The sequence below is a fragment of the Streptomyces sp. CLV115 genome (assembly GCF_038448545.1).
GTDB lineage: Bacteria > Actinomycetota > Actinomycetes > Streptomycetales > Streptomycetaceae > Streptomyces > Streptomyces sanglieri.
Window position 1 is genome coordinate 15,073 of record NZ_JBCEWQ010000074.1, and the last position, 17,069, is coordinate 32,141.

A 17,069-nucleotide genomic window follows, 5' to 3' on the forward strand; every position below is an offset into this window, starting at 1 on the left:
CGGGGCGTGCGCAGGGGCACTCCGCCTCACCCCGCGACCAGCCGGTTCACCTGCGCGGGAGACAACGCGTGCTCGATGGCGAGGATCCCCGCCCCCACCGCCGCCGCGTTCTCGCCCGTACGGCTCGGCTCGATCCGCAGCAACTGGGTGGCCAGCGGATGCGAGCGCCGGTACACCGCCTCCCGGACCCCCGCGAGCAACTGGTCGTGAACGGCGGCCAGCGCGCCGCCCATCACCACCGTGTCCGGATTGAAGAAGTTCACCAGACCGGCGAGCACCTCACCGACCGCCCGCCCGGCCTCCCGGACCATCCGCACGGCGTCCCGGTTCCCGGACCGCACCAGGCGCACGACATCGCTGCCCGATGTCGCGTCCAGCCCCAGGGCCACCAGCTTCGCCGCCAGTGACGCGCCTCCCGCGACGGCCTCCAGACAGCCCGAGTTGCCGCACCGGCAAGGATCGTCGAGATCCCCGACCCGGATGTGGCCGATGTCGCCGGCGCACCCCTGCGCGCCCCGGTGCAGCCTGCCGTCCGCGACGATTCCGCAGCCGATCCCCGTACCGACCTTGATGTACAGCAGATAGCGGCAGTCCGGGAACGCGCGCCGCTGCTCGCCCAGCGCCATCACGTTCACATCGTTGTCGACCAGCGCCCGCACCCCGAACCGGGAGGCGAAGAACTCCGGGATCGGATACTGGTGCCAGCCCGGCATGATCGGCGGATCGACCGGACGGCCGGTGGAGAACTCCACCGGACCCGGCACCCCGACGCCGATGGACCGCAGCGTCCTCGGCTCCCGGCGGTTCTCCTCCAGCAGGGCGCGGACGGTGCGCTCCACATGCCGCAGTACGGAATCCGGGCCGTCGCCGATCGACAGCGGTTCCTCGTGCGAGGCGAGCATGGTCCCGCCGATGTCCATCAGCGCCACCCGGCAGTGCGAAGCACCCAGATCCACCCCGGCCACCGCGTGCTCACGGGTGCGCAGCGCCAGCCGTCGCGGGGGCCGGCCACCGGTGGAACCACCGTCGGCGTCCTCGTCCACGAGGCCGTGCGCGATCAGCGCGTCCACCCGCTGGGAGACCGTCGAGCGGGCCATCTTGGTGACCCGGGCGATGTCGGCACGGGTCGTCACCGCCCCCGAGCCGATCAGCGCGAGCACCTCGCCCGGCGAGTGCGACGCGGCAGCGGAATTGCGATCCGACGGCGAAGACATGGCAGTCACCCTAGGGACGACTTCCGCTGCTCACAAGGCATCAACTGTTCGGCCATCGGCATAAGTGCATGCCAAGTCGCCCTGAAACAAAGGTGCTTGAGCCCTTGACACTCCCAATGCCTGTCACGACTCTGCTCTGCAGACCACTGAGCGAGGAGCAGTTCGATGCTGACGATGCAGGGTGTGTCCAAGAGCTTTCTCGGGGTGCGTGTGCTCGATGGGGTGGGGCTCGACCTCGAAGCCGGAGAAGTGCATGCCCTGGTGGGGGAGAACGGCGCGGGAAAGTCCACCCTGATGAAGATCCTCGCGGGGGAGCACTCACCCGACGCGGGGACCATCACCATCGACGGCACCGACCGCTCCTTCGGCCACCCGGCCGAGGCCCAGGCCGCCGGAATCGGCTTCATCCACCAGGAGTTCGCGCTCCTGCCCCACCGCACGGTCGCCGAGAACGTCTTCCTCGGCCGCGAACCGACCAGGTACGGACTGGTCGACCGGCGTGCCATGGAGCGGCGCACCGCCGAACTCCTCGCCGAACTCGACGAGACCGGCATCACCCCGCGCACCCCCGTGCACGAACTGCCGGTCGCACGCAGACAGACCGTGGAGATCGTCAAGGCCCTCGCGTCGGACGTCCGCATCCTGGTGATGGACGAACCCACCGCCGCGCTCGCGGACCACGAGGTCGAGCAACTCGGTTCCCTGGTAAGCCGCCTGACCGCCAGAGGCATCGGCATCCTGTACATCTCGCACCGCCTCCGCGAGGTCTTCGAACTCTCACGGCGCATCACCGTCCTCAAGGACGGCCGCCGCGTCACCACCCTCGACACCCGCGACACCGACGCCGACACGGTGGTACGCGCCATGGTCGGACGGGAGCTCGGCACCTACTACCCGCCCCGGGCGAGCCCGGGAGAGAGTGGCGGGGAGCGGCTCACGGTGCGCGGCGGCGGCAACGCCAGGGTCTCCGGCATCGACCTGACCCTGCGGGCCGGCGAGGTCGTCGGCGTCGCGGGTCTCCAGGGCTCCGGCCGCACCTCCCTGGCCCGCGCGCTCTTCGGCGCCGCCCCCTTCACCACGGGCGCCATGACCGTCGGCGGGAAACCACTGCGCCCGGCGACCCCCCGGGAAGCCGTCCGGGCCGGGATCGCCCTGGTCACCGAGGACCGCAAGGGGGAGGGGCTCGCGCTCCACCAGTCCGTGGCCGACAACGCGCTGCTCGTGACGCGTGCCGTCCCGGCGCGCGGCAGACCGGCCGCGCGCCGGGAGGCGACCGCGCTGCTGGAACGCGTACGCCTCCATGCCCATGGCGAGGACCAGCAGGTCCAGTACCTCTCCGGCGGCAACCAGCAGAAGGTCGTCATCGCCAAATGGCTCGCCGCCCGCCCCCGGATACTCCTCTTCGACGAACCCACCCGAGGCGTCGACGTCGGCGCCAAGGCGGCCATCCACACCCTCGTACGGGAACTGGCCCGCGAGGGCCTCGCCGTACTGATCATCTCCTCCGAACTGCCCGAGCTGATCGGGATGAGCGACCGGATCCTGGTCATGTCCGAGGGCCGCCTCGCCGGTGAACTGCCCGCCGGAGCAACGGAGGAAGCCGTCATGCGCGTCGCCACCGGCGGCGCCGGCGCGCCGGAGGGAGCGGCATGACCGCCCTCCGGCCCGGCCCCGGCACCCGGCCCCCCGCCACCGCACCACGCACCGCCCGCCGGCGCCTCGCCGGCCCCGTGGCCGGGGTCTGGCTCGCCGCGCTCGCCGTCACCCTGCTCGGCTGGATCGTCGTCGCGGCCCGCGGCGGAGACTTCCTGACCACGACCAACGTGGTGACGGTCCTTCAGAACTGCGTCGTCCTGGGCCTCGTGGCCGTCGGCCAGTCCGTCGTCATCCTCACCGGATCGCTCGACCTCTCCGTCGCCCACCTCATCAGCCTCGGCACCCTCGTCGCCGCGGAGACGATGCAGAGCGGCAGCGTGCTCGTCGCGGTCCTCGCGGTCCTCGCCCTCAGCGCCGCCGTCGGCCTGGCCAACGGGCTGATCGTCACCGGTCTCAAGGTCAACGCCTTCATCGCCACCCTCGGCACCGCCTTCATCCTGCGCGGCTGGATCGAGGACAACTACACCGGCCCCGCGGGCAAGGTCCCCGCCTCCTTCCAGCACCTCGGTTACGACCGGATCGGACCGGTCCCCGTCTCGCTCTTCCTCCTCCTCGCGGTCGCCGCCGCACTCTGGCTGATCACCCGCCGCACCCGGCTCGGACACCACATGTACGCGACCGGCGGCGACGAGCACGCCGCCCGGCTCTCCGGCGTCCGCACCCGGCGCACCGTCGTCGCCGCACACCTCCTGTGCTCACTGTGCGTCGGCGCCGCGGCCCTCTTCCTCGCCGCACGGCTCGGCGCCGGAGCCCCCTGGGCGGGCACGGAGGCCCGCTACGACCTGGAATCCATCGCCGCAGTGGTCCTCGGCGGCACCGCGCTCGCCGGGGGACGCGGGGGAGTGGCGGGCACCCTCGGCGGAGTCCTCGTCCTCGCCGTGCTCGACAGCGTCTTCAACCAGCTGTCCGTGGACCCGTTCTTCAAGAACGTCGTCCGGGGCGTCGTCATCATCGCCGCCGTCGCCCTCTACGCCCGAGGCCGCCGCACCCCGAAGGAGCGGACCGCATGACCACCGCCCAGGCACCCGCCACAGGCCGCCGAGTCCTGCGCGCCCTCGGCACCGGCACACCCGTCTACCTCCTGCTCGTGGTGCTGCTCGCCGTGCTCGCCCTCACCGACCCGGGCTTCTACGAACCCGACCGCTTCCTCGCCTTCGTCAAGCGCGCCGCCCCCCTCGTCATCCTGGCCGCCGGCCAGTACCTGGTCATCGTCTGCGGCGAGTTCGACCTCTCGGTCGGAGCGATCGTCACCGCCGGGGTGGTCGTCGCCGCCGAACTGTACGGCTCGTTCCCGGCGGCGCCCTGGCCGCTCGTCACCGTGGTCCTGCTGCTCGCCGGAGCCCTCGCCGGACTCGTCAGCGGCCTGATCACCACCCTGCTGCGGGTGCCCTCGTTCATCACCACGCTCGGCATGATGCTGATCCTCGAAGGCGCCGTCTTCTTCTGGACCGGCGGCTCACCGCACGGCGCGCTGCCCGCGGAGTTCCGCAGGCTCGGGCGCGGCACCGCGTTCGGCTGGCTGCCGTGGGCCGTACTGGCCTGCGTCGTCGCGGGTCTGCTGGCGGCACGCCTGATGCGTTCCGACTTCGGCCGTACGCTCCTGGCCACCGGCGACAGCGAACGCGCCGCGGCACTGGCCGGCGTCCGGGTCGCACGCGCCCGGACCATCGCCTTCGTCCTCTCCGGGGCGGCCGCCGCGCTCGCGGCCGTACTGGTCGGCGGGTTCTCCGGAGTCTCGGCGCAGGCCGGCCGCGGCTACGAGTTCGAGGCGATCACCGCCGTCGTCCTGGGCGGCGTGGTGCTGGGCGGCGGCCGGGGCTCCGTCGTCGCGGCGATGGCCGGGGCGTTCTCGCTCCAGGCACTGTTCACCCTGCTCAATCTCCAGGGCGTCTCCGGCGCCCTGGAGTCGACCGTGCAAGGCGTCATCGTCATCGCCGCCGTCGCCCTCGGCGCAGCCGACTGGTCCGGTCTGCGCCGCCGCGGCACCGAATCCCCGGGAGCGAAAACCTCATGAGTACGCGAAAGCTCGGACACGTCCTCGCGCCGGTCGCCGCACTGCTCGGCGCGGCCCTGCTGGCCGGCTGCACCAGCGACGCCCCGCCCGACGCGCCCGCCGCCGGAGCGAGCGGCGGCACGGGCGACGCGGGCACCGGCAAGCAGTCGAAGTTCTTCGACCGGGCCGAGTACGACCGCCAGCTCGGCCTCGCCGAGGTCACCCCGCAGGGGCCCGCAGGAAGGCCGTGGGAGCAGATGCTCCGCCCGGAGCTCGTCGACACCGGCCAGTACAAGAAGAAGGACTCCGGCGGAATCCATCTCTGTTTCTCCAACGCCGGAGTCTTCAACCCCTGGCGTCAGGTCGGCCTCAAGAACATGCGGGCCGAGGCCGCACTCCACAGGGAGATCACCGGGTTCACCGTGCTCGATGCCCAGGGCAAGGACGACAAGCAGATCTCCGACATCCAGGAGCTCGCCGGCCAGGACTGTGACGCACTGATCGTCTCCCCGAACACCACCGCCACCCTCACCCCCGCCGTCGAGCAGGCCTGCGGCAAGGTGCCCGTGATCGTCTTCGACCGGGGCGTCGAGACCGACTGCGCCGTCACCTTCATCAACCCGATCGGCGGCTACGGCTACGGAGCGGTCGCCGCCGACTTCCTCGTCGGAAAGGTGAAGCCGGAGGGGAAGGTCCTCGCCCTGCGGATCTCCCCCGGCGTCGATGTGCTGGAGACCCGCTGGTCGGCGGCGAAGCTCGCGTTCGACAAGAGCGGACTCGACGTCGTGGACGTGAAGTTCACCGACGGCGACCCGGCGAAGACCAAGGCGATCGTCACCGACGCCCTCACCCGCAACGGCGACATCGACGGCGTCTGGATGGACTCCGGGGCCACCTCCGTCGCCGCGGTGGAGGCCTTCGAGGACGCCGGACGGGAGGTGCCGCCCATCACCGGTGAGGACCAGCAGGACTTCCTCCAGGCATGGAAGGAGAAGAAGCTCACCGCGATCGCCCCCTCCTACCCCACCTTCCAGTGGCGCACACCGGTCATCGCCGCGCTGAGGATCCTCAAGGGGCAGCAGGTCCCCAAGGAGTGGAAGCTGCCGCAGCCCACCGTCACCCAGGAGACCCTCGACCGGTACTTCGAACCCGGCATGCCACCGCTGCACTACGCGATGTGCGGCTGCGAGAACCTTCCCGGATTCCCCGAGAAGTGGGGAGGCAAGAAGTGACCGTCGCCCTCCCGCTCGGCGCCAACCCGTGGATCTGGCACTCGCCGGTGACCTACGAAACGCTCGGTGACGTGCTGCCGAAGCTGTCCGCATGGGGTTTCGACTGCGTCGAGATCCCGCTGGAGAACGAGCGGGACTGGGCGCCGGGATCCGTCGCCAAGCTGCTCGACGCCTCCGGTCTCGCCCCCGCCGCGGTGATCGCCGTGATGCCGCCCGACCGCAATCTCGTCCACACCGACCCGGCGACCGTCCGGGTCACCCAGGACTATCTGTACCGGTGCGTCGACGCCGCCCGGGCTCTCGGTGCCCCCACCGTCGCCGGACCCATGTACGCGGCGGTGGGCCGTACCTGGCGGATGGACCGTGCCGAACGCGCCGCCGCGTACGAGGAGTTGCGGGAGAACCTCACCCCGGTCGTCGCGCACGCCCGCGCGGCGGGGGTGCGGCTCGCCGTGGAACCCCTCAACCGGTACGAGACGAGTCTGCTCAACACCGTGGACCAGACCCTCGAAGCGCTGACCGGGCTTCCCGAGAGGACCATCGGCCTCGCGCTCGACGTGTACCACCAGAACATCGAGGAACGCTCGCTGCCCGAGGCCGTGCACCGCGCGGCGGGCCGCATCGTCCACGTCCAGGTGTGCGCGAACGACCGGGGCACCCCCGGCGCCGACTCTCTCGACTGGCCGGGCTTCCTTGCCGCGCTCACCACGTGCGGCTACTGGGGCCCGCTCTGCATCGAGTCGTTCACCGCGCACAACGACGCCATCGCGGTCGCCGCCTCGGTCTGGCGCCCGCTCGCCGGTACCCAGGACAGCATCGCCGTCGACGGCCTGGCCTTTCTGCGCCACGCCCTCGGCACCACCCCCTGACCCCGCTCGTCCGCAATCCGCAGAGAGGACCCGCTCGTGAGCCGTCACCGATTGCGCTGTCATGTCCGTGACATGCGGCGTACGTTCATCGCGCTGCTGGGCGCACTGCTCCTCGCGCTGACCGCACTGCCCGCGACCGCAGCCACCTCCGGCAAGGCCCCCGCCTTCCGCGCCCTGCTCTTCACCCGCGCCGTCGGCTATGTGCACGCCTCCATCCCGGCCGGCATCCAGATGTTCAAGGAGGAGGCGGCCGCCGGCAATTTCGAACTCGTCGAGACCGCCGACCCCGCGGTCTTCGACCCGGCGAAGCTCAAGGACTTCGACGTCGTCGTCATGCTCCAGAACTCCGGCATGGTCTGGGACACCGACGCCCAGCGGGAGGCGATGCAGTCCTACGTACGCGGCGGTGGCGGCGTCGTCGCCCTCCACAACACCCTCGACATGGGCATCGAGGAGACCTTCCCCTGGTGGGACGAGGCCATCAACGGCGGCGTCCACATGCCCGCGCACTCACCCGGCGTCCTCCAGGGCACCGCCAAGGTCGCCGACCGCGTCCACCCCTCCACCGCAGGGCTCCCCGAACGCTGGGAACGCCCCGAGGAGTGGTACAACTTCGACCGCAACCCCCGCGGTGACGTCCACGTCCTGGTCACCGCCGACGAGACCACCTACAACCCCGGCGGCTCCGCGATGGGCGCCGACCACCCGATCTCCTGGTGCCGCAACACCGAGGGCGGCCGGGTCTGGGCGACCGCCATGGGCCACGACACCGCCTCGTACAGCGAAGCCGCCTTCCGCACCCATGTCATGGGCGGCGTCAGGTGGGCCGCGGGCAACAAGCCCGGCGACTGCGGCGGCACCGTCTGGAGCGGCTACGAGAAGGTCGCTCTCGACGACAACACCGCCGACCCGATGGAACTCGACGTCGCCGAGGACGGCCGGGTCTTCTACGTCCAGCGCAGCGGCGAGATCAACATCTACGACCCGGCGACCCACGCCACCACCACCGCCGGAAAGCTCGACGTCTACACCGGCGGCGAGGACGGACTGGTCGGCATGGAACTCGACCCGGACTTCATGAAGAACCACTGGATCTACCTCTACTACGCCCCCGCGGGCGCCACCGAGGACATCAACCGGCTCTCCCGCTTCACGGTCAAGGGCAACAGCCTCGACCCCGCCAGCGAGAAGAAGGTCATCGACGTCCCCGCCTACCGCGACCGCAGTTTCCCCGAGCCCGGACACACCGGAGGCGCAGTCGAGTTCGGCCCCGGCCGCACGCTCTACCTCGGCGTCGGAGACGACACCCCGCCCAACCTCGACCCGAACTGGCAGGGATACGCCCCGCTCGACTGGCGCGAGGGCAAGCAGATGCTGGACGCCGCCCGCACCGCGGGCAACACGAACGACCTGCGCGGCAAGATCCTGCGCATCAAGCCGAAGGACTCCGGCGGCTACACCGTCCCCAAGGGCAACCTCTTCGCCCCCGGCACGGCCAGGACCCGTCCCGAGATCTACGCGATGGGCTTCCGCAACCCGTTCCGCTTCACCGTCGACCCCAGGACGGGCTACGTCCACGCCTCCGACTACGGACCCGACCGCGGACTGCCCACCACCGACCGAGGACCCGAGGGCCTCGTCGAGTACAACGTCATGAAGAAGGCCGGCAATTTCGGCTGGCCGTTCTGCCACGGCAACAACCAGGCCTACGCCCCGTACAACCCCGACACCAAGGAGGTCGGCGCCAAGTTCGACTGCGCCAGTCCCGTCAACCCCTCACCCAACAACACCGGTCTGACCCGACTCCCGCCCATCCAGCAGCCGGAGATCTGGTACGGCTACGGCGCCTCCGAGGAATTCCCCGAAGTCGGCAGCGGCGGCTCGGCCCCGATGAGCGGCCCCGTCTACCACTACGACGGGAAGAACCCCTCCACCACGAAGTTCCCCGCCTACTTCGAGGGCGCGAGCTTCTTCTACGAGTGGTCGCGCAACTTCGTCAAGGAAGTCCGCTTCGACAAGGACCAGAAGGTCCTGAAGATCAATGACTTCCTCGCCACCCAGAAGTTCAACAAGCCGATGGACATGACCTTCGGGCCCGACGGCTCGCTCTACGTCCTCGAATGGGGCAGTTCCTTCGGCGGCGGAAACAACGACTCCGGGCTCTACCGCATCGACTACGCCCAGGGGCAGCGCGCCCCGGTGGCCAAGGCCGCCGCCTCGGCCAAGGACGGCCCCGTACCGCTGAAGGTCGACTTCTCCAGCGAGGGCAGCAACGACCCGGACGGCGACACGCTCAGCTACGCGTGGGACTTCGACGGCGACGGCACGTACGACTCCACGGAGGCGTCGCCCAGCCACACCTACACGGCCAAGGGCGACTTCGCCGCCCAGCTGAAGGTCACCGACTCCACCGGCAAGTCCGGCTACGCCAACATCCCCGTCACCGCAGGCAACACGGCACCGAAGGTGACCATCGAATTCCCGGTCAGCGGCAAACTCATCGAATTCGGCGACAAGATCCCGTACAAGGTCACGGTCACCGATCCCGAGGACGGCCCGGTCGACTGCACCAAGGTGACTGTCAACCCGGCTCTGGGCCACGACGACCACGAGCACCCCACCACCGACATCCCCGGCTGCGAGGGCACCGTGGACACCGGTGACCTGGGCGGCCACCCCGAAGGGGCGGACCTCACCTACGTACTCAACGCCAAGTACACCGACAAGGGCGGCGACGGAGTCTCCGCACTGACCGGCTACGGCCGTGCCGTGCTCCAGCCGAAGCACAAGCAGGCGGAGTACTACGACGCCCAGTCCGGCACCCGGATCGTCGCCCAGGAAGGCGCCGAGAACGGCAAGCGGATCGGCGACGTCTCCGACGGCGACTGGGTCGCGTTCGACCCGATGAGCGTCGAGGGAATCGGCACCGTCAGCTACCGGCTGTCCTCACCGAACGGGGTCGGCGCGATCGAACTCCGCGCGGACTCCGCCGACGGCCCGCTGCTCGCCACCACCCCCGTGCCCGACACGGGCGGCTGGGACAACTATGAGGCGACCCCGCCCGTGCCCGTCCAGGAACTGAAGGGAACCCACAAGCTGTACCTCGTCTTCACGTCCCCGCAGGACAACTCGTTCGACGTCGACGCGGTCGACTTCAAGAGCCCCTGACGTACCCCGGCGCGCTGCGGGCCCGGTGTGTCGGCACCGGACCCGCAACGCGCATCCCCCGGCAGGGTCAGCGAGTGCCGACCGCGGCACGCACGGCCCTGCGGGCCATCGCGCAGTCGTCGTGCAGCCGGCGCAGCAACAGCCGCTGCTCCTCGCTCGACGACAGCGCGCCCGGGCGCTCATGACCGGCGCCCGAGGCCGTCGAATCCCGCATGGCCCGCTGGACGGCCGTCTCGTACGTACGGATCTCGCGGGTCAGCACCAGCATCAGGTTGACCAGGAACGCGTCTCGCGCGGCCGGTCCGTTGGCCTGCGCCAGCTGGCTGATCTGACGCCGCGCCGCCGGTGCGTCACCGAGGACCGTCCACAGCGTGGCCAGGTCGTACCCGGGCAGATACCAGCCCGCGTGCTCCCAGTCCACCAGCACCGGACCCGTCGGCGACAGCAGGATGTTGGAGAGCAGGGCGTCACCGTGACAGAACTGCCCCATGCCCTGCCGACCGCCCGCGTGCGCCAGACCGTGCAGCAGCTTCTGCAGATCACCCAGATCGCGGTCGGTGAAGAGCCCCAGCTCGTGATAGCGCGCGATCCGCGAGGCGTAGTCGAGCGGGGCGTCGAACAGCCCCGGCGCCGGCCGCCAGGCGTTGACCCGGCTGATCGCGCCCAGCGCGGCCCGGACATCGGCACGGGGCGGAGCCTCCGAGGGATGCCGGGTCAACGCGGCCACCCGGCCGGGCATCCGCTCGATCACCAGTGTGCAGTTCTCCGGATCGGCCGCGATGAGCCGCGGCACGCGCACCGGCGGACGGTGCCGGACGAACGCACGATATGCAGCTATTTCGTGACGGAACCGCTCCGACCACGCCGGCGAGTGGTCCAGTAAGCACTTGGCGACCGCGGTCGCCCGGCCGGTGGAGCCCACGAGCAGCACCGAACGGCCGCTGCGGCGCAGCACCTGGACGGGGTTGAACTCGGGGCAGATCCGGTGCACCGACGCGATCGCCATTCTCAGCTGCGCCCCCTGCGGGCCGGACAGGTCCAGCCGGCCGCTGAGCGGCGGGCCGACCGTCCCGGCCGGCCGGCGCGGCCGGACCGTGCCGGACGCCGGGGGAGCGGCGTGCGGGGAGAGGTACGGACCGCCGCCCGCCCCCAGGGGACGGAGCGGCCGGGGCGGGGCGGTCACGGAGGACGATGCTGTGTACATGGGCGAGACAGATCCCTTCGCGCGCCGACAAGTTGCGTGCGCCGCCCCGGCCGGCGGCCGTTCGGCACCCTGGGGAGTACCTAGGGCTGCCGGGCGGGGTGGCGCTTTCCTACCTGACACCGGCAGGCGGGTGGCAGACCAACTGGCGGACCCTGGCGAACCCTGGCGAATTGTCGCAAGGCCTCTGACAGGGGGTTACTGTCGACTCAGCCGAGAACCTGGGGGCTTGACGTGACCGGAGAACCCAACACCCGCCTGTCCGACCTGTTCGGCCTCGCCGGCTGGTCCAAGGGCGAACTCGCGAGAATGGTGAACAGGCAGGCGGCGGCCATGGGCCACCCGCAACTGGCCACCGACACCTCGCGGGTGAGGCGCTGGATCGACATGGGGGAGTCCCCCCGCGATCCCGTTCCGAAGGTGCTGGCTGCCCTGTTCACCGAGCGGCTCGGTCGTGTCGTGACCATCGAGGACCTCGGGTTCGGCCGACGCGGGCGTGTGGGGAAACGGCGGGAGGCCGGGACGCAGGACAATCCCGACGGACTGCCGTGGGCGCCCGAGCGGACGGCAGCGGTCCTCACCGAATTCACGGGAATGGACCTCATGCTCAACCGACGCGGCTTGGTGAGCGCGGGCGCCGCGCTCGCCGCAGGATCGACCATCACCGGCCCCATGCACGACTGGCTGCACTCCGACCCCGTACTGGCGGCCGACGCGCCAAGGATCGAAGACCCGCTGCACGCGGACCCGGCCGGTTTCGACCGGTACGAGGCCGCGCCCATCGGGTCGGACGAGATCGAGGCGCTCGAACGGTCCGTCGAGGTGTTCCGCGCCTGGGACGCCTCACGGGGCGGCGGACTCCAGCGCAAGGCCGTGGTGGGCCAGCTCAACGAGGTGGGCGGCATGCTCGCCTACCGTCACCCCGATCATCTCCAGCGCAGGCTCTGGGGCGTGGCGGCCAACCTGGCGGTACTCGCGGGTTGGATGTCCCACGACATCGGCCTCGAACCCACCGCCCAGAAGTACTTCATCATCGCGGCCCACGCGGCGCGCGAGGGCGGCGACCGCCCCCGCGCGGGCGAGGCGCTCTCCAGGGCGGCCCGTCAGATGGTCCATCTGGGGCGTCCGGACGACGCCCTGGACCTGATGAAACTCGCCAAGTCCGGTTCCGGGGACATGGTTCTGCCCCGCACCCAGGCGATGCTGCACACCATCGAGGCCTGGGCACAGGCGTCCATGGGCCGCGGCCAGGCGATGCGGCGCACGCTCGGGAAGGCCGAGGAGCTCTTCACCTCGGACAAGACCGATGTGCCGCCGCCCAGTTGGATGCAGATGTTCGACGAGGCGGACATGCACGGCATGCAGGCCCTGGCCTTCCGCACGCTCGCCGAACACGACCCGTCGGCGGCGGTCGTGGCCCAGCGTCACGCCAAGCTGGCGCTGGAGCTGCGGGCCAACGGACGCCAGCGGTCCAAGATCTTCGACTACATCTCGCTCGCCTCGGCCTGCTTCATCGCCGACGATCCCGAGCAGGCCGACCGTTACGCGCGACTGGCCCTGGTGACGATGGGGGAGACCTCCTCGCACCGAACCTGGGACCGACTGCGCGAAATGTACCGGCTCACGGGCCAGTTCGCGGGTTACGCGAAGATCGAGGACCTGCGGGAGGAGATCAAGCTCTCCCTGCCACAGAGCTCCATCATCAAGCAGCGCAGGCGGTCCTCGGAGATCTGACCTGCGGGCGCCGCGACGAGGGGGCGCCCGGCAAAGACCTTCCGACCATCGTCTTTCCTGCTACCGGCCGTCCGAGCACCGCACCCGTGGGCGGGCATGCCCTCCTGCGTACTGCGCCGTGTCCGGTGTTCCGGGTGTCCGTGGCCCTGTACGCATGTCGTCGTGCGCTATGCCCCGATGCGGGCGATCAGCACGCAGGCGTCGTCCAGGCGTTCGATGCCGCCGAACTCCGCGACGACGGTCCGCAGGCACTCCTGTGCCGAACGGGCCTGCGCGAATCGCGGTGCCAGAGCCGCCAGCGCGTCCGGACCCGCACCCCGGTCGTTGTGACGGTTCAGTCCGTCGGTGTGCAGTATCAGCACATCGCCGGGCAGCAGGCGCACTTCGTCCTGCTCGTACGCGACCCCGGAGGCCGCGCCGAGCAGGACCCCGTCCGGCGCGGGCAGCGGACGTCCCACACCGTCGCGGAACAGCAGCGGCGCGGGGTGTCCGGCCTGCGCCCAGACGAGGGTGCCGGTGGCCGGATCGACGCGGCAGCACACCGCGCTGCCGAGAGCGGGCTGAACGGAGGACTCCAGCAACTGATTGAGGTGCCCCATCAGAGGACCCGGCTCGATGCCGGCCACGGCCATGCCACGCAGCGCGCCCAGCAGCATCGCCATGGCCGAGGTGGCCTGGACGCCGTGCCCGGTCAGATCACCGACCGTGAGCACGGTCCGGCCGTCCGGCATTTCCAGTGCGTCGTACCAGTCGCCGCCGATGAGTGAGCTCGACTCCGACGGAAGGTAGTGGGCCGCGATGTCCAGGGCGCCGGGCCCCTGCGAGGGAAGCCGCAGCGAACCCCGCCAGGGCGGGAGCACGGCCTCCTGGAGCTCGACCGCCAGACGGTGCTCGGTCTGCGCCCGGTGCTCCCGGCTGCGCAGCGAGTCATGGGTCCGGCGCACCGCCTGCTGGCTGCGCCGCAGCTCGCTGACGTCACGCAGAACGGCCCACATGGAGGCGGTGCACCCGTGTGTGTCCAGGACGGGCTCGCCCATCATGTGGAGCGTGCGCACCCGGCCGTCGGCCCGCGTGATGCGGAACTCGCCGTCTATCGGCTTGCCGTCCACGAGGCAGTCGGTCACCAGGGCGGTGAGCAGGGGCTGGTCCTCGGGAAGGAGCATGGACGGGAGCTCGTCGAGCGAGAGCGGTCCTGCCGCGGGGGGCCTGCCGAAGATCTGGAACAGTTCCTCGGACCAGCTGACGTCGTCGGTGAGCAGATTCCACTCGGCGCTGCCCACCCGGCCGATCAGCGAACCGGGCTTCGGCTCCTCGTAACGCTCCTGCGGGTCCTCCCGCGGTGTGTCCTGCCCTGCTCCCGGCGCCGGGACCCGTGCGTGGTGCTGCGGGGCCCTGGGCGGCAGGCCCTCCCTGAGCTGTCCCAGGTGCGACCCGAGGTCGTCGAGATGGTGGACCGCGAGATCGCAGAGCGCCCGCTGCCAACGCAGCTGCGGGTCTTCCTCGTCGATCAGCACCGTGTCCCGCCGCACGGCATCCACATCGCCACGGAGCCGGAGCGTCCGGTTGATCAGGGCATCGACGGTGTCGCGCTCGGGCGGTTGTGGGGCGGGGCGGTCCGCGGACAGAGGGGACGGCATCTCGTACTCCGATACAGGCGCGGCACGACCAGGTCTGAAAGGTGGACCGAAGATGACTGTCGCACAGCCTGCGGGAGCCCGTAAGGGATTTGGCAACACTCGAGACGTTGTTGCTTCTGGCATATGTCACAGGCTGCGCGGGGCGCCGATCCGTCGAACACCCTTGCCCTCGGCGGACGTTGGCGCAAGTCATCCGGCGTGTGGGGACGGTTGTGCGCCCGCGTGCGGCGAGCTCTCGCCGCACGCCGGGTCCGGTCGGGGGCATATGCGGGGCACCGTCGGCCCGGCGGCGGGAATGCGGCGGCGAACCGTCGCGTTGGGTCAGCAGAACGAAAACGACACCCATTCCCATCATGGGGGAGTGGGGTCGGTGCGAGAGTCTGGAGGTGCCCATGGCACGCAGTGAGACCCGTCCTGTCGTGACGCTCCGGTCGACGGCCGGAACGGGCCAGAGCTATGTGACCCGCAAGAGCCGTCGCAACAACCCCGACCGGCTGGTGCTGCGCAAGTTCGACCCCGTGGTGGGGCAGCACGTGCTCTTCCGTGAGGAGCGCTGACCGCGAAGCCGTAGGGGGGTGCGGGGAGGTTGCGTTCCGTGCTGTGGATCACAGTGCGGGGTGCGCGTTTCCGGGAACGGGAAGTGGTGGTTTATCGTTCACCTATATGTGGACGTCGCGCACCGCGCCCACCTTTGAGCCGCCCCGGCTGGATTCCCCCGATCCGGCCGGGGCTTTCCTCTGTGCCGGGAATCGTCGCAGGTCAGCCCACTGATGTCCGCCGGTGTGCCATCTCTGCGAGCAGTGCGCCCGCTGCCGGGACCGCCGCCACCGCGGCGGCCGCACCGGGCCACAGGCGTACGGTCAGCGTGGTCACGGCCGCGCCCGCCACGACCGCGACCAGCCGGCCGGCCACCCAGTGGTCCCCCCGCTCCCAGGACCGCAGCGCCGCCCGGCCGACCAGGGCGGTGAGCGTGCCGGTGAAATAGTTGGTGGGCGTCGCCCGGATCCGGCCCTGGACGCCCATGGCCACGGCGATGAGTGCCAGCAGCCCGAGCCGGTCCCCGCCCGAGGTGATCAGCCCCAGCGCCCACAGCACGGCCGCGGCCCCCAGCAGGACCACCTCCACCAGCAACATCACCGGCAGTGACCACCGCAAACGCTCGCTCATCCACGCACCACAGCCGACACCGACGGCGTACGCGACCAGCGCGGTGATCACCCGTAGCGCCACGCCCTGCTCTCCGGCGCCGGCGGCAGACGCTCCGAGCAGCACCAGATTTCCCGTCATCACCCCGGCGAAGACCTGGCCGACGCAGATGAAGACGAACGCGTCGGCCGCCCCGGAGGCGGCCGACAGGAGCAGCAGGGCCCATTCGCCCCATGGGCCGGGCCCGGCACGGCGGGCGGGGGCGGGGCGACGCGCGGGAGTGGACACGTCTGCATTCTCGGTTCGGGCCCGCACCACCGCGATGTCGACGTACCCCGCCGTGCGGCCCTAGAGTCCTCCGCCGTGAACAGGCACCTGGCATTCGAGCGACTGCACAACTTCCGCGACGTCGGCGGCTATCCGGGGGAGGGCGGCCGTCCGGTCCGATGGGGCCGGCTCTACCGGTCCGATTCACTGGGCAAGCTTCGCGGCGCGGACGAGGAGCGCTTCCGGGCCCTCGGGATCGGCACGGTCATCGACCTGCGGTACGACTGGGAGATCGCCGCCAAGGGCCGAGTGCCCGAGGTGCCGGGGCTCCGCTACCACAACCTCAGCATCGAGCACCGGCCCTACGACCAGGCCGCCCTGGGCCCGGAGGTGGAGACCGGGCGCTTCCTGGCCGACCGCTACGCCGAGGTCGCCCACGACGGAGTGGTCGAACTCCGCCGCGCCCTGGAAGTGATGGCCGACGAGAACAGCGGCCCCGTCGTCTTCCACTGCGCGTCGGGCAAGGACCGGACCGGCCTGCTCGCCGCACTCGTCCTGTCCCTGCTCGGCGTGGCCGAGGACGACATCGTCGCCGACTTCGCCCTCACCGGGCTCGCCACCGAACGGCTGCTGGCCGACTGGCGGGCGGACCATCCCGGCCAGGAGCCCCGCTGGCCCGGATACGGCACGGCGCCCGCCGACATCATGCGGTTCTTCCTGGCCGACCTGACCGCGACACACGGCTCCGTCCACGCCTACGTCACCGAATTCCTCGGTACGGACGACAAGTTGGTGGCCGCACTGCGCGAAAGGCTGCTCGAACCCACCGGGTGAACCCGGCGACTTGGCCACCCGTACGCCGTAGGACCGCCCCGATGGGCCGGGGCACTCGTTCGGACCTCCGCCGATTGCGGGGCGCCGCCTCCCGGCCCAGCGTGGGGAGACGCCGTAC

Annotated in this window: 13 protein-coding genes; 9 read left to right on the forward strand and 4 right to left on the reverse strand. The window is 70.8% G+C overall.

Annotated elements, in window-relative coordinates; all coding sequences use genetic code 11:
• Positions 1 to 26: 26 nt before the first annotated feature.
• On the reverse strand, positions 27 to 1,214 hold the full coding sequence (locus AADR41_RS24115; RefSeq protein ID WP_342283477.1) for an ROK family transcriptional regulator: 1,188 nt from the start codon (positions 1,212 to 1,214) through the stop codon (positions 27 to 29).
• A 165-nt stretch (positions 1,215 to 1,379) separates the two neighbouring features.
• Between AADR41_RS24115 and AADR41_RS24120 the strand changes: the two genes are divergently transcribed.
• The 6 genes from AADR41_RS24120 (at position 1,380) to AADR41_RS24145 (ending at position 10,132) form a co-directional block, all read left to right on the forward strand.
• Positions 1,380 to 2,867, forward strand: coding sequence for a sugar ABC transporter ATP-binding protein (locus AADR41_RS24120; RefSeq protein ID WP_342283478.1), 1,488 nt, complete (start codon positions 1,380 to 1,382; stop codon positions 2,865 to 2,867).
• Entirely contained in the window at positions 2,864 to 3,880 is a 1,017-nt protein-coding gene (locus AADR41_RS24125) for an ABC transporter permease (protein ID WP_342283479.1), read from the forward strand. The genes AADR41_RS24120 and AADR41_RS24125 overlap by 4 nt, the downstream gene beginning before the upstream one ends.
• The gene (locus AADR41_RS24130) at positions 3,877 to 4,884 is read left to right on the forward strand and encodes an ABC transporter permease (protein ID WP_342283480.1); all 1,008 of its coding nucleotides are present in this window, start codon (positions 3,877 to 3,879) and stop codon (positions 4,882 to 4,884) included. Before AADR41_RS24125 ends, AADR41_RS24130 begins: the two co-directional genes overlap by 4 nt.
• Positions 4,881 to 6,095 carry an ABC transporter substrate-binding protein gene (locus AADR41_RS24135; RefSeq protein ID WP_342283481.1) on the forward strand — a complete coding sequence of 405 codons (1,215 nt, stop codon included), beginning with the start codon at positions 4,881 to 4,883 and terminating at the stop codon, positions 6,093 to 6,095. Before AADR41_RS24130 ends, AADR41_RS24135 begins: the two co-directional genes overlap by 4 nt.
• On the forward strand, positions 6,092 to 6,964 hold the full coding sequence (locus AADR41_RS24140) for a sugar phosphate isomerase/epimerase family protein (protein ID WP_342283482.1): 873 nt from the start codon (positions 6,092 to 6,094) through the stop codon (positions 6,962 to 6,964). The genes AADR41_RS24135 and AADR41_RS24140 overlap by 4 nt, the downstream gene beginning before the upstream one ends.
• A 72-nt stretch (positions 6,965 to 7,036) precedes the next feature.
• Positions 7,037 to 10,132: a ThuA domain-containing protein gene (locus tag AADR41_RS24145; RefSeq protein WP_342283483.1), complete on the forward strand. Its 3,096-nt coding sequence runs from the start codon at positions 7,037 to 7,039 to the stop codon at positions 10,130 to 10,132.
• 67 nt (positions 10,133 to 10,199) lie between these two features.
• Here the strand turns inward: AADR41_RS24145 and AADR41_RS24150 are convergent, their stop codons facing one another.
• Positions 10,200 to 11,336, reverse strand: coding sequence for an aminoglycoside phosphotransferase family protein (locus AADR41_RS24150; protein ID WP_342283484.1), 1,137 nt, complete (start codon positions 11,334 to 11,336; stop codon positions 10,200 to 10,202).
• Between the two features lie 231 nt (positions 11,337 to 11,567).
• On the opposite strand from AADR41_RS24150, the gene AADR41_RS24155 reads away from it, so the two are divergent.
• A complete protein-coding gene (locus tag AADR41_RS24155; protein WP_342283485.1) occupies positions 11,568 to 13,067 on the forward strand; it encodes a DNA-binding protein NsdB in 1,500 nt (499 codons plus the stop codon).
• 167 nt (positions 13,068 to 13,234) lie between these two features.
• Here the strand turns inward: AADR41_RS24155 and AADR41_RS24160 are convergent, their stop codons facing one another.
• Entirely contained in the window at positions 13,235 to 14,704 is a 1,470-nt protein-coding gene (locus tag AADR41_RS24160; protein ID WP_342283486.1) for a PP2C family protein-serine/threonine phosphatase, read from the reverse strand.
• Positions 14,705 to 15,096: 392 nt separating this feature from the next.
• Between AADR41_RS24160 and rpmG the strand changes: the two genes are divergently transcribed.
• The gene (gene rpmG, locus AADR41_RS24165; RefSeq protein WP_124721937.1) at positions 15,097 to 15,261 is read left to right on the forward strand and encodes a 50S ribosomal protein L33; all 165 of its coding nucleotides are present in this window, start codon (positions 15,097 to 15,099) and stop codon (positions 15,259 to 15,261) included.
• 202 nt (positions 15,262 to 15,463) lie between these two features.
• Here rpmG and AADR41_RS24170 read toward each other — a convergent pair whose 3' ends face one another.
• On the reverse strand, positions 15,464 to 16,138 hold the full coding sequence (locus AADR41_RS24170; RefSeq protein WP_342283487.1) for a YoaK family protein: 675 nt from the start codon (positions 16,136 to 16,138) through the stop codon (positions 15,464 to 15,466).
• 75 nt (positions 16,139 to 16,213) lie between these two features.
• Between AADR41_RS24170 and AADR41_RS24175 the strand changes: the two genes are divergently transcribed.
• A complete protein-coding gene (locus AADR41_RS24175) occupies positions 16,214 to 16,951 on the forward strand; it encodes a tyrosine-protein phosphatase (protein WP_342283488.1) in 738 nt (245 codons plus the stop codon).
• Positions 16,952 to 17,069 lie beyond the last annotated feature (118 nt).